The following is a 13083-nucleotide window of genomic DNA, read 5'->3' as shown; positions in this document are numbered from 1 at the left end:
GGGGGTTGCCTGTTCGGGCCTCTTCGCGGGCACGCCCGCTCCCACGAAAGGCGCTGTTCAGACCGACAGCTCAACCTCCCCCAAGTGCCCACCAAACGGCCCGAAACTGCGCTCGATCAGGCGCCTTCTGCCCTGATCATCCACAATCAGCACAGTACTCGCGCGTGTCCCATAACTCTGGCTGGCAATAAACACACTCGACAGCAGCTTCTCGGTCGCCATGCCCACGCCGGTGTCCGGTAGCTCCCCGTCAGCTGCAGGCTCGCCATCGGCCAGCAGCGCCAGCAACTGTGGTGGCTCCGGCGTTTCCAGCAACCTCTGCAGCCCGCTTCGCGCCTTCACCAGCTTTGGCCATGGGGTATCCAGCCCGGCATTGGACAGCCCGTACACCCCGGCTTCCAGCAGGCGCGGCGCCACGTCTGGGCCATGCAGGTAACCCAGCTGGCGCCCATCACCCACCAGCAGGTTGAACCCCGAATACTGCCCGCTACGGCTGGCCACCTCGTCCAGGTAAGCCTCAACCCCCAGCTCACCCCGTAGATACCCCGCCACCAGCTCGCCGCGCGAGCGGGGCCCCTGCGCCTGCCGCGGGTCACGGATATTGGTCAGCGCCGCAAAGCGCCCCTGTGGGCCCACGCCCAGCCAGGTGCCACCGGCCTCCAGGTCCCGCCCGGCATGCACCCCGGGCGCATCCTCCCAGGCCGCCAGGGCCTGGGCAGGGCGGGCGTAGAATTCGTCGCGGTTGGCCGCGACGATCAGCGGCAGGGCGTGCCCCGGCCGCCAGGCGAATACGATCAGGCACATCGGTCAGGCCTCTGTGTTTTCTGCCACTGTACCCACAGCTGCGGGCAGGATCCATCCTGACACAGACTTCACTAGAGCCTCGAACCCGGCTTCCGTTACCATGCCTGATTGATTTCTCGGGGATGCCGAATGGAATTCGTGCTCTATCTGCTATTGGGCGCCTGTGCCGGCGTGCTGGCGGGGCTGTTCGGCGTGGGCGGCGGCATCATCATCGTGCCGGTGCTGGTGTTCAGCTTCACCCTGCAGGGTTTTGACGCCTCGGTACTGACCCACCTGGCGGTGGGTACGTCGTTGGCGACCATCGTGTTCACCTCGATCAATGCCGTGCTCGAACACCACCGCAAGGGTGCGGTGCAATGGCCGATATTCGCCTGGATGACCCTGGGCATCCTCCTGGGGGCCGGGGTCGGCGCCAAGACCGCCTCGCTGATCCAGGGCCCGCTCCTGCAGAAGATCATTGGTGTCTTCGCACTGGTCATCGCCGCGCAAATGGCCCTGGACCTCAAGCCCAAGGCCAGCCATGGTGTGCCTGGCAAGCCTGTGCTGGTTGGCGCGGGTGGGGTGATCGGTTGGGCCTCGGCCATTTTCGGCATTGGGGGTGGCTCGCTGACCGTCCCTTTCCTGACCTCGCGCAGCCTGCCCATGCAACAGGCAGTGGCCACATCTTCTGCCTGCGGCCTGCCGATCGCCATGGCCAGTGCCTTGAGCTTCATGCTGCTAGGTTGGCATGAGCAGCACTTGCCGCCCCACAGCCTGGGTTACGTGTACCTGCCGGCGCTGGTCGGCATTGCCGTGACCAGCATGTTTTTCGCCCGCTTTGGCGCGCGCCTGGCGCACAAGCTGTCGCCGCGCCTGTTGAAACGCCTGTTCGCAGCCCTGCTGTTCTGTGTTGGCCTCAGCTTTTTGATTTGAATCGAGAGGAAGTTCCATGCTGCCTTACCCGCAGATAGACCCCGTGGCCGTGGCCATTGGCCCGCTGAAAATTCACTGGTACGGCCTGATGTACCTGATCGGCATCGGTGGCGCCTGGTTGCTGGCCTCGCGTCGGCTGAACCGTTTCGACCCGACCTGGACCCGTGAAAAGCTCTCCGACCTGGTGTTCTGGCTGTCGATGGGGGTAATCGTCGGTGGCCGCCTGGGCTACGTGCTGTTCTACGACCTGCACGCCTACCTGGCCAACCCGACCTTGATCTTCGAGGTGTGGAAGGGTGGCATGTCGTTCCACGGCGGCTTCATTGGGGTGATGCTGGCAGCCCTGTGGTTCGGCAAGCGCAACAACAAGTCGTTCTTCGAGCTGATGGACTTCGTCGCGCCGCTGGTGCCGATCGGCCTGGGCGCCGGGCGTATCGGCAACTTCATCAACGCCGAATTGTGGGGCAAGCCGACCGACGTGCCGTGGGCGATGATCTTCCCGCCCTTCAGCGACCCCGCGCAACTGCCGCGCCACCCGTCGCAGCTCTATCAATTTGCGCTGGAAGGCGTGGCTCTGTTCGTGATCCTCTGGCTGTTCTCGCGCAAGCCGCGGCCGACCATGGCCGTGTCCGGCATGTTCGCGCTGTTCTACGGCATTTTCCGTTTCATCGTCGAGTTCGTTCGCGTACCGGACGCCCAGCTGGGCTATCTGGCGTGGGGCTGGCTGACCATGGGTCAGATTCTCTGCGTGCCGATGATCCTCGCTGGCCTCGGCCTGATCTGGTGGGCTTATAATCGCAAGCCCACGGCGAATCCCGCCTGATTAATCCCACGGCAGGGGCGATCCCCCTGCCGTATCTGCTACAGGTAAGCCATGAAACAGTATCTGGACCTGGTCCGCGACGTTATCGAAAACGGCACGCTGCAGGGCAACCGCACCGGCATCCGCACCATCAGCCTGCCGGGTGCAATGCTGCGTTTCGACCTGCAGAAGGGCTTCCCGGCCATTACCACGCGCAAGCTGGCGTTCAAGTCGGCGATCGGCGAGATGGTCGGCTTTCTGCGTGGCGTGAAGAACGCCGGTGAGTTCCGCGAGCTGGGCTGCAAGGTGTGGGACCAGAATGCCAACGAAAACGCCCAGTGGTTGGCCAACCCGTTCCGCCAGGGCCATGATGACCTGGGTGAAATCTATGGCGTGCAGTGGCGCCAGTGGCCTGGCTACAAGCGCATCCCGCTGGGCAACCCTGCCGCTATCGCCATGGCCGAGCAGGCGGGCTTCCGCCGTATCGCCCAGGACGAGGAAGACGGTGTCGCCTTCGTCATCCTGTACAAGGCTATCGATCAGGTGCGCCAGTGCCTGGACACCATCGCCAACGACCCGGGCAGCCGGCGCATCCTGTTCCACGGCTGGAACTGCGCGCAGCTCGACGAGATGGCGCTGCCGCCGTGCCACCTGCTGTACCAGTTCCATCCGAATGTCGAGACCAGGGAAATTTCCCTGACGCTCTACATCCGTTCCAACGACCTGGGCCTGGGGACACCGTTCAACCTTACCGAAGGTGCGGCGCTGCTGGCCCTGTTCGGCCGCCTGACCGGGTACACCCCGCGCTGGTTCACCTACTTTATCGGCGATGCCCACGTGTATGAAAACCACCTGGACATGCTCAACGAGCAGCTCAAGCGCGAGCCGCTGGAAGCGCCGAAGCTGGTGATCAGTGACCGGGTGCCGGCGTTTGCCGAAACGGGCAAGTACGAACCCGAGTGGCTGGAGAAGATCGAGCCGAGTGATTTCTGGCTGGAAGGCTATGAGCATCATGCGCCGATGACAGCGCCGATGGCGGTGTAGGTCCTGGGATGGCCGGGGGCGCTTTGCGCCCCTTTCGCGACACAAGGCCGCTCCTACATCAGCAGCGTGAGCTTGAAGCCAGCACCCTAACCTGTGGGAGAGCGCGCGCCCGCGAAGCAGGCGACGCGGTGGCTGGCACCGGCTTTGCCGGTGTTCGCGGCTGAAGCCGCTCCTACGGGAGATCGTGTTCCTCAATGCCCGTGGCTGCGGCCCACGTGCGAATGCTCGGTTTCCGGCACCGTTACCGCACCATTCGTCTCCAGTTGCTGCAAGATCGCGCATTCTGCCCCCTGTGCGCTGCAGCGCCGGCGCAGTTCTATCAACTGCGCCTGCAACGCTACCAGCCCGTCGATGCGCGCCTGCACATGCTCGATATGCTCGTCGATCAGCGCGTTGACGCTGCCGCACGCGTCAGCCGGGCTGTCGCGCAGGCTTAGCAGGCTGCGGATTTCATCGAGGGTCATGTCCAGCGTGCGGCAATTGCGGATGAACGTCAGCCGCTCGACATGCGCCTGGGTGTAGAGGCGGTAGTTGCCGTCGCTGCGCGCAGGTGCGGGCAGCAGGTTTTCCCGCTCGTAGTAGCGGATGGTTTCCACCGCGCAGTCAGTGGCTTTGGCCAGTTCACCGATCTTCATTACCAAATTCCCCGCTAATGGCTTGACCCTATAGTGGCTACAGGGTGTTCACTTGGCAACAGGCTCACTTTAAGGACCCCCCATGAACCAGCCTGTCAGCCACGAACACAAGCACGGTCACCACCACGATCATGCCCATGAGCACAGCTGCTGCAGTGCCGAAGCTGCGCCGGCGCTGGTGCAGTTGAGCGAGCAGGCCAGTGGCCACGCGCGCCTCAGCCGCTTCCGCATCGATGCCATGGACTGCCCCACCGAGCAGACCTTGATCCAGGACAAGCTCGGCAAGCTGGCTGGCGTCGAGCAATTGGAATTCAACCTGATCAACCGCGTGCTTGGCGTGCGCCACACCCTGGGTGGTACCGCCGAAATCGAGCGGGCTATCGACAGCCTGGGCATGAAAGCCGAGCCGCTGGGCGCCGAAGACGACGGCAGCGCCAGCGCATCGGCACCGGCGAAAACCCGTTGGTGGCCGCTGGCGTTGGCGGGTACTGCGGCAATCGCCGCGGAAATCGTGCACTTTTCTGCGCTTGCGCCGGAGTGGGTGGTGGCCGCGCTGGCACTCGCAGCCATACTCGGCTGCGGTCTGGGCACCTATAAAAAGGGCTGGATCGCCCTGAAAAACCGCAACCTCAACATCAACGCCCTGATGAGCATCGCCGTCACGGGTGCGGTATTGATCGGGCAGTGGCCGGAGGCAGCCATGGTGATGGTGCTGTTCACCATCGCCGAGCTGATCGAAGCCCGCTCGCTGGACCGTGCGCGCAATGCCATCAGCGGCCTGATGCAACTGACGCCGGACATGGCGACGGTGCAGCAAGCCGATGGCCAGTGGCGTGAGGTGCCAGTGCGTGAGGTAGCCATCGGTGCACAGGTGCGGGTGCGCCCTGGCGAGCGCATTGGCCTGGACGGTGAAGTGACCAGTGGGCAATCCAGCGTCGATCAGGCGCCGATCACCGGCGAAAGCCTGCCCGTGGAGAAGGCGGTCGGCGACAAGTTGTTTGCCGGCACCATCAACCAGGCAGGGGCGCTGGAGTTTCGCGTGACCGCTGCTGCCGGGCAGTCGACCCTGGCCCGGATCATCAAGGCTGTGGAGCAGGCGCAAGGGGCACGGGCGCCGACCCAGCGCTTCGTCGACCGCTTCTCGCGCATCTACACGCCGGTGGTGTTCGCCATCGCCTTGGCCGTGGCGGTGGTGCCGCCGCTGTTCATGGCCGGTGCCTGGTTCGACTGGGTGTACCGCGCCTTGGTGCTGCTGGTGGTGGCGTGCCCGTGCGCCCTGGTGATCTCCACCCCGGTGACCATCGTCAGCGGCCTGGCCGCCGCTGCGCGCAAGGGTATTCTGGTCAAAGGGGGCATCTACCTGGAAGGCGGCCGCCACCTGGACTTCCTGGCCCTGGACAAGACCGGCACCATCACCCATGGCAAACCCGCCCAGACCGACGCCGAGGTGCTGGCGCCGCTGTTCGAAGGCCGCGCCCAGGCCTTGGCCGCCAGCCTGGGCGAGCGTTCGGACCACCCGGTGTCGCGAGCCATCGCCCAGTTCGGCAGGCAACAAGGCCTGGCCTTGAGCGAGGTCGACGACTTTGCCGCCCTGGCCGGGCGGGGCGTGCGTGGCACCATCGACGGCCAGGTCTACCACTTGGGCAATCACCGCCTGGTCGAGGAACTGGGGCTGTGTTCGCCCGAGTTGGAGGCCCGCCTGGATGGGCTGGAGCGCCAGGGCAAGACCGTGGTCCTGCTACTCGACCGCAGCGGCCCGCTGGCGCTGTTTGCAGTGGCCGACACGGTCAAGGAAAGCAGCCGTCAGGCGATTGCCGAACTGCATGAGCTGGGCATCAAGACGGTGATGCTGACCGGTGACAACCCGCACACCGCCCAGGCCATTGCCGCCGTGGTAGGCATCGACCGCGCCGAGGGCAACCTGCTGCCGGCCGACAAACTGCAAAGCATTGAAGCCTTGTACGCCCAGGGCCACCGGGTGGGTATGGTCGGTGACGGCATCAACGATGCGCCGGCACTGGCCCGTGCCGAGATCGGTTTCGCCATGGCCGCGGCCGGCACCGATACCGCCATCGAAACCGCCGATGTGGCGCTGATGGACGATGACTTGCGGAAAATCCCGGCCTTCGTTCGGTTGTCGCGGCAAAGCGGGGCGATCCTGCTGCAGAACATCGTTCTGGCGCTGGGCATCAAGGCCATATTCCTGGCGATCACCTTTGCCGGCATGGCCACCCTGTGGATGGCGGTATTTGCCGACATGGGCGTGAGCCTTCTGGTGGTGTTCAACGGTTTGCGCCTGCTGCGCAAATAAGGGCCTGCCTGGTGCGTATGGGGCGGTTCAGGCTCGCCGCCCGTTCAAAACTGAGACACCAGCGCCTCCAGCTGTTCTTGGCGCTCGGCCTGGTTCAGCTTCGCCCCCGGGTTCAGGGTGGACCACTGTGGATGCGCCCGCGCCCTGACCAGTGCCTCTGGCAGCTTGCCCTCACGCCAGGCCTTTTCATCCAGCTCACCCAGCCTGATGCTGTCCTGCGCTGCATGCCCGCGGCTGTCCAGGGCCACCATCAACTGCTGCTGACGCAAGGCCAGCAAGCGCAACACCGTATCGTCCACGGTCAACTCGCGCTTGCCCTTGAGTTTGCCCAGCAAGCGCGCGCCATAGTTGCGCGCCGTCTGCAACGCACCGCCGGCCAGCGCCCCGGCCAGGGCCGCTGCCCCCAGGGTAAGCCCGCCAACCAGCAAGTCGACTCCGGCACCTGCCGCTGCGCCGGCGGCTACGCCGCTGCCCAGGCGTACGCCCAGCAGCTTCAAGGTTTCGGGGTTGAACAGGTCATCGCCCCAGCGCCCATCCAGCAGCGGCAGGTCGCTGGCGTGGGCATCGTCGCGGCGGAAGGCATACAGCTTGAGCAGGGCTTCGACACACCGTTGCTCACGCTGACGAATATCCTGGCGCAGCGCTTCGATGGCCCGGGCTTCGGCCGCCGGTTCGGCATCGACGCTGCGCCGGCAGGCAGCGCAGTCCAGCAGCAGTTCGGCAATCAGGCGCTTGCCGCTGTGCTGGCGGGCCAGGCGTTGGGCCTGCTGGTCGTCGATCAGCCGTTGCAAGGCCGGGCGGGCGCTTTCCAGCAGCAGGGCCAGGCTTTCGTACAGGCGGCGTTCGCCGTCCTCGGGTGGGGCTACGCTGTCGAACCGTACCAACGCGTGAAGGCCAAGCCGGGCAAGGGCTTCGCGCCATTGCGCCTCGCGGTGCTGGTGGCTGGCGACAAAGTTGAGCACCGGCAACAGTGGCTTGCCGCAACTGGCCAGCACCTCCAGTTCGTCGCGGTACTTGGCCAGCACTGGCTCGCGGGCATCGATCACATACAAGCCGGCGTCGCTGGCCAGCAACTGGCGCAGCACCTTGGCTTCCTGCTCGAAACGCTGGCGCGCTTCGCTGCCTTGCAGGAACCGCTCGAGGCGGGCAGGGCCGTCCAGGCGCTCGCCCGGGCGCTCCAGCCGCTCCAGGTAGTCGAGCAAGGCGATGGCGTCCTCCAACCCTGGCGTGTCGTAAAGCTCCAGTAACGGTTCGCCGTCCACCGACAGCCGCGCGCCTTCGACATGGCGAGTGGTGCTGGGGCGGTGGGACACCTCGCCGAAGCCCACGTCGCGGGTCAGGGTGCGCAGCAGCGAGGTCTTGCCAACGTTGGTGTGGCCGACCACGGCCAATTTCAGCGGCTCAGTCATGGCCATGCTCCAGCCAGGTCAGCGGTGAGGTGTCGGCATAGGGCAGGCCCAGCCGCTCGAGGGCTTCATGCCAGTCGCCCAGGCGCCGAGCGTCCAGCGCCTGGCCGGGTGCTGCCTGCAGCAGCCAGACCCTTGTGGCGCCAGCATTGCGTGCCAGGTCGGCGAGCAGCGCCAGGCTGCCGCGGTCGGGCGAGCGGCGCGGGTCACAGGCGATGGCCAGGCGTGCCGGCGGAAAGCGGCTGAGTTGCTCGAGCAGGCGGTTGCGCGACTCGCGGCTGTCGAGCACGCCGGCATCGGTCACGCTTGGGGGCAGGCGGGGTGGCCAGGGCTGCTGGTCGTCCAGTTCCAGGCCCACCAGCAGGGCGCCGCTGCTGGCGCTTTGCAACTGCTCGGCGGCGAACCCTGGCAACGCCTCGGGGGCCGCGTCCTGCACGCCGATGCGCTCGCTGCGCGGCATCAGCGCTTCGCGCAGTTGGGCGTAACCCGGCAGGCTCAGGTCCAGGGTCAGGCGCTGGCGGCCCTGGCGCCAGCGCCACAGGCACAACCCGGCCAGCAGAGCGCGGGGCAACAGGCCATATACCAGCACCACGCCGAGCAGCCAGCTGGCCCAGGCCTGGCGCGCCACGTCGAGGGCCGGCTGGCTGTCGCCACTTGCGCGGATCATGGCCTCGTCGGGCACGGCAAAGCCCAGCAGCGAAGGCAGCGCGCCCAGCGCCTGGGTGAGTTGGATGAACGGGTCGGCGGCGAGCAGGGTGGTTTCCCACACGAAGCCATAGCGACGGGTGGCCAGTAGAGCCAGCAGCATGCCCAGCGCGCAGAGCATCGCCAGCAGCCACAGGCTGTGTACCAGCAGGCCTAGCAGCCAGCGGTTGAGGCGCTGGCGCTGCAGCAGTACCAGCAGTGCCGGGCCCAGGTGCGCGGCCTTGGCATCGCGGGCGAAGCGCTCACTCAGCCATAGCCACAAACGGCCCAACCCCGCCCCGTGTTCGCCACTGAGGGCAAAACCAATGGCCCAGCCCAGCAGCGTCAGCAGGTTCAGCCCCAACAGGCTGCCCAACGCCCAGAAGACGTTGACCGGGCGCTGGCCGTCGCCAAGCGCCGCCAGGGCCAGGCCGGCGCCGCTGAGCACGGCTAGCAGCAGCAGGGCCAGCACCGCCAGGCGCGTGCCCTGTTTCCAGTGGCGCAGGGCCGTGGCCATGCCGTCGCGTTCGGCCAGGAACAGCGCCCGGCTTTCGATGCGCGCCGCCAAGTCGCCGCCGCGCTGGCGCGCATGACGGTTGGCGGCCTGGTCTTCCAGCAGGCCGGCGTGTTCCTCGCGCAGGCGGACCGCTTCGGTCAGCCAGCGTTTGTCCAGTGGAGTCGGTGCGGTCACAAGGTCTTCCATTGCACAGGTCAGGGCAGAAGCATAACCCACACGCCCGGTGCTATCCTCGCTGGCATGAATACATCACTCCCCCTCAGCCTGATCGCGGCTCACGCCGAGAACCGTGTGATCGGCATCGACAACTCCATGCCCTGGCATCTGCCGGGGGACTTCAAGTACTTCAAGGCCACCACCCTGGGCAAGCCGATCATCATGGGGCGCAAGACCTGGGACTCACTGGGCCGGCCGCTGCCCGGGCGGTTGAATATCGTGGTCAGCCGGCAGCCTGGGCTGCAGCTGCAGGGCGCCGAAGTCTTCGGCTCGCTGGAGCAGGCGCTGGTGCGGGCCGAACAGTGGGCGCGCGAAAAAGGCGTCGATCAGCTCATGCTGATTGGCGGGGCGCAGCTCTATGGGCAGGCGCTGGAGAAAGGGCTGGTCAGCCGGATGTACCTGACGCGGGTGGAATTGGCGCCGGAAGGGGATGCCTGGTTTCCCGAGTTCGACCAGGGGCAGTGGAAGCTGGTGTCGAGCGAGGCACAGGGTGAAGAAGGCAAGCCTGGGTATCACTTCGAGGTTTGGGACAGGGTTTGAGATTTCTGGGGGCCGCTTGGCGGCCCATCGCGGGCAAGCCAGCTCCCACAGGGATTGCATCAGGGCTGACAGGTGGTCGCCACAAGATATGCAGTGCCTGTGAGATCGAGCGCCGCCCGCGCGGCGCATCGCGAGCTGCGCTCGCTCCTACGTTTGTTTCGGGCCAGTAACCCCTGTGCCAGGTGCGCGCGACCGCCTTGTTTGTACCGCGCGATAATGAGGCATGCGCCAAGGCGTTCGCGCACAAATCCCACAGGCATAATTGGCCCGAAACAAACGTAGGAGCGAGCGCAGCTCGCGATGCGCCGCGCGGGCGGCGCTCGATCTCACAGGCGCCGCATATCTTGTGGCAAACACCTGTCAGCCCTGATGCAATCCCTGTGGGCCCCGGCAATCTGTCAGGTATGGCTCAGCTCGGCATGTTCATCGTCGGCCAGCACGTCCTTGTCGGTCTCTTTCAGCAACTGGCTGGTGACCACCCCGGCAGTCATCGAGCCATTCACGTTCAACGCTGTACGGCCCATGTCGATCAGCGGCTCGACCGAAATCAGCAACGCCACCAGTTCCACCGGCAAGCCCATGGCCGGCAACACGATCAGCGCGGCGAAGGTGGCGCCGCCGCCCACGCCGGCAACCCCTGCCGAACTCAGCGTGACGATGGCCACCAGGGTGGCGATCCACAGCGGGTCGAAGGTATCGATGCCTACCGCAGGCGCGACCATGACCGCCAGCATGGCGGGGTAGAGCCCCGCACAGCCGTTCTGGCCGATGGTGGTGCCGAACGAGGCGCTGAAGCTGGCAATCGACTGCGGCACGCCCAGACGGCGGGTTTGCGCTTCGATGTTCAGCGGAATGCTGGCTGCGCTGGAGCGGCTGGTGAAGGCGAAGGTGAGCACCGGCCACACCTTGCGGAAGAAACGCAGCGGGCTGACGCCGGTGGCGGCGAGGATGATGCCGTGAACCACGAACATCAGCGCCAGGCCCAGGTAGGACACCACCACGAAGCTGCCCAGCTTGAGGATGTCTTCCATGTTCGAACTGGCTACCACCTTGGTCATCAGGGCCAGCACGCCATATGGGGTCAGTTTCATCACCACCCGTACCAGGCGCATGACCCAGGCTTGCAGGGTGTCGATGGCCGACAGCGCACGTGCGCCTTGCTCGGCGTCGTCCTTGATCAGTTGCAGGGCAGCAAGGCCGACGAACACGGCAAAAATCACCACGCTGATGATCGACGTCGGCTTGGCCCGCGCCAGGTCGCCTACCGGGTTGCTGGGAATGAACGACAACAGCAACTGGGGGATATTGAGGTCGGCGACCTTGCCTGCGTAGTCGCTGTGGATGACCTGCATGCGAGCGCTTTCCTGGGCGCCGGCCACCAGGCCCTCGGCGCTGAGGCCGAACAGGTTGGTCAGCACGATGCCGATCAACGCGGCAATGGCCGTGGTCAGCAGCAGGGTGCCGATGCTCAGCACGCTGATACGGCCCAGCGACGAGGCGTTGTGCAGGCGCGCGACGGCACTGAGGATCGAGGCGAAGATCAGCGGCATGACGATCATCTGCAACAGGCCCACATAGCCATTGCCGACCAGGTCGAGCCAGGCGATGGTGGCCTTGAGCACCGGGTGACCGGCGCCATACACGGTGTGCAGGGCCAAGCCGAAGAGTACCCCCAGCGCCAGGCCCAGCAAGACCTTCTTGGCCAGGCTCCAGTCGGTGCGGCGAGTTTGTGCCAGGCCCAGCAACAGGGCCAGGAATGCCAGCAGGTTGAGTGACAGCGGCAGATTCATTGAAGCTCCAGCAGAGAAGGCAAAGGGTGGCATCGCCTCTGTGAGCGATTGCGAACGGAAATGCTAACAGCCTGAAAACAAACGACTTTATACCCAAATGGAATGTGCATAGTCGTTTATGGAATAACGCCATGTCGCAAATTGCAATGAACACGGCGTTTACTGCTGCCTCAAGGTCGGTGTGGACTGCCGCCCATCGGCCGGGTTGCACTAGCGTTGGTAGATCATTTCAGGAGATTCGTACATGAAAGTCGCCGTGAAAGCTGCCGCTATCGGCTTGTCCCTGCTGTTCAGTATCGAAACCTTCGCCACTGAGCTCAAGCACTGGCCTGCCGATGCAGCCAGGCAGCTCGACAGCATGATCGCTGCCAATGCCAACAAAGGTAACTATGCGGTGTTCGACATGGACAACACCAGTTACCGCTATGACCTGGAAGAAGCCTTGCTGCCGTTCATGGAAAACAAAGGCTTGCTGAGCCGTGACAAGCTCGACCCGTCGCTGAAGCTGATACCGTTCAAGGACACCGCCGAGCACAAGGAAAGCCTGTTCAGCTACTACTACCGGTTGTGCGAAATCGACGACATGGTGTGCTACCCGTGGGTCGCCCAGGTGTTTTCCGGCTTCACCCTCAAGGAGTTGAAGGTGCAGGTGGACGAACTGATGGCTTCGACCCAGCCGATTCCCAGCACCTATTACGATGGCGACCAGGTGAAGGCGATCGACGTGCAGCCGCCCAAGGTGTTCAAGGGCCAGGCCGAGCTGTACAACAAGCTGATGGAAAACGGCATCGAGGTCTATGTGGTTTCGGCCGCCTCTGAGGAGTTGGTGCGCATGGTCGCTTCGGACCCCAAATACGGCTACAACGTGAAGCCGCAGAATGTGATTGGCGTGAGCCTGCTGCTCAAGGACCGCGCCAATGGCCAGTTGACCACCGCGCGCAAGCAGATCAGTGCCGGGCACTATGACGCCAAAGCCAACGAAGGGCTGGAACTGACCCCGTACCTGTGGACCCCGGCCACCTGGATGGCGGGCAAGCAGGCGGCGATCCTGACTTACATCGATGAGTGGAAGAAGCCGGTGCTGGTGGGCGGCGACACGCCAACCAGTGATGGCTACATGCAGTTTCATGGGGTAGACGTCGGCAAGGGCGGTATCCACCTGTGGATCAACCGCAAGGCCAAGTACATGGACCAGTTGAACGGCATGATTGCCAAGCAGGCGGCGGCGCAGGCCAAGGAAGGGTTGCCGGTGACGGCGGACAAGAACTGGGTGATCGTGACGCCGGAGCAGATCCAGTAAGGCTTGTGTAGAGTGGGCCGGCCTTTTCGCGGGCTCGCTCGCTCCCACTTGCATTGCATGACTTTCAGATGCTGTGCGGTCCCTGTGGGAGCGGGCGAGCCCGCGAAGAGGCCGGTGCAGGC

The 13083-nt window shown here is 64.9% G+C and carries 11 protein-coding genes; 6 read left to right on the top strand and 5 right to left on the bottom strand.

Going from position 1 to position 13083, the window contains the following annotated elements; translation table 11 throughout:
* Window positions 1-57 precede the first annotated feature (57 nt).
* Entirely contained in the window at window positions 58-804 is a 747-nt protein-coding gene (locus FPB55_RS24530) for an NRDE family protein (protein WP_054882075.1), read from the bottom strand.
* Window positions 805-933: 129 nt separating this feature from the next.
* Here FPB55_RS24530 and FPB55_RS24525 point away from each other — a divergent pair, with 129 nt between their 5' ends.
* From FPB55_RS24525 to FPB55_RS24515, 3 genes are read left to right on the top strand one after another with little or no spacing between them, the layout of a single operon-like run.
* A complete protein-coding gene (locus tag FPB55_RS24525) occupies window positions 934-1716 on the top strand; it encodes a sulfite exporter TauE/SafE family protein (RefSeq protein ID WP_054882076.1) in 783 nt (260 codons plus the stop codon).
* 16 nt (window positions 1717-1732) lie between these two features.
* The gene (lgt, locus tag FPB55_RS24520; RefSeq protein WP_009685084.1) at window positions 1733-2539 is read left to right on the top strand and encodes a prolipoprotein diacylglyceryl transferase; all 807 of its coding nucleotides are present in this window, start codon (window positions 1733-1735) and stop codon (window positions 2537-2539) included.
* A gap of 51 nt (window positions 2540-2590) precedes the next feature.
* Complete coding sequence (locus FPB55_RS24515; protein ID WP_029887260.1) at window positions 2591-3562, top strand: thymidylate synthase; 972 nt, start codon at window positions 2591-2593, stop codon at window positions 3560-3562.
* A gap of 191 nt (window positions 3563-3753) precedes the next feature.
* On the opposite strand, the gene cadR is transcribed toward FPB55_RS24515, so the two are convergent.
* Entirely contained in the window at window positions 3754-4197 is a 444-nt protein-coding gene (gene cadR / locus FPB55_RS24505) for a cadmium resistance transcriptional regulator CadR (RefSeq protein ID WP_029887259.1), read from the bottom strand.
* 82 nt (window positions 4198-4279) lie between these two features.
* Here cadR and FPB55_RS24500 point away from each other — a divergent pair, with 82 nt between their 5' ends.
* Entirely contained in the window at window positions 4280-6508 is a 2229-nt protein-coding gene (locus FPB55_RS24500) for a heavy metal translocating P-type ATPase (protein ID WP_144189481.1), read from the top strand.
* Window positions 6509-6552: 44 nt separating this feature from the next.
* Here the strand turns inward: FPB55_RS24500 and FPB55_RS24495 are convergent, their stop codons facing one another.
* Together FPB55_RS24495 and FPB55_RS24490 are read right to left on the bottom strand one after the other, a co-directional pair.
* Window positions 6553-7917, bottom strand: coding sequence for a GTPase/DUF3482 domain-containing protein (locus FPB55_RS24495; RefSeq protein ID WP_029887257.1), 1365 nt, complete (start codon window positions 7915-7917; stop codon window positions 6553-6555).
* A complete protein-coding gene (locus tag FPB55_RS24490; RefSeq protein ID WP_144189479.1) occupies window positions 7910-9301 on the bottom strand; it encodes a DUF2868 domain-containing protein in 1392 nt (463 codons plus the stop codon). Before FPB55_RS24490 ends, FPB55_RS24495 begins: the two co-directional genes overlap by 8 nt.
* Window positions 9302-9355: 54 nt before the next feature.
* Here FPB55_RS24490 and FPB55_RS24485 point away from each other — a divergent pair, with 54 nt between their 5' ends.
* Complete coding sequence (locus tag FPB55_RS24485) at window positions 9356-9871, top strand: dihydrofolate reductase (protein WP_144189477.1); 516 nt, start codon at window positions 9356-9358, stop codon at window positions 9869-9871.
* Between the two features lie 398 nt (window positions 9872-10269).
* On the opposite strand, the gene FPB55_RS24480 is transcribed toward FPB55_RS24485, so the two are convergent.
* Window positions 10270-11661: an L-cystine transporter gene (locus FPB55_RS24480; protein WP_009683365.1), complete on the bottom strand. Its 1392-nt coding sequence runs from the start codon at window positions 11659-11661 to the stop codon at window positions 10270-10272.
* A gap of 244 nt (window positions 11662-11905) precedes the next feature.
* On the opposite strand from FPB55_RS24480, the gene FPB55_RS24475 reads away from it, so the two are divergent.
* Window positions 11906-12961, top strand: coding sequence for a phosphorylcholine phosphatase (locus FPB55_RS24475; RefSeq protein ID WP_009683364.1), 1056 nt, complete (start codon window positions 11906-11908; stop codon window positions 12959-12961).
* The last annotated feature ends 122 nt before the right edge of the window (window positions 12962-13083 follow it).

Source organism: Pseudomonas sp. BJP69 (assembly GCF_007633355.1).
Lineage (GTDB): Bacteria > Pseudomonadota > Gammaproteobacteria > Pseudomonadales > Pseudomonadaceae > Aquipseudomonas > Aquipseudomonas juntendi.
Note: the sequence above shows the minus strand (reverse complement) of the source record. Positions and strands in the feature narration are given on the sequence as shown.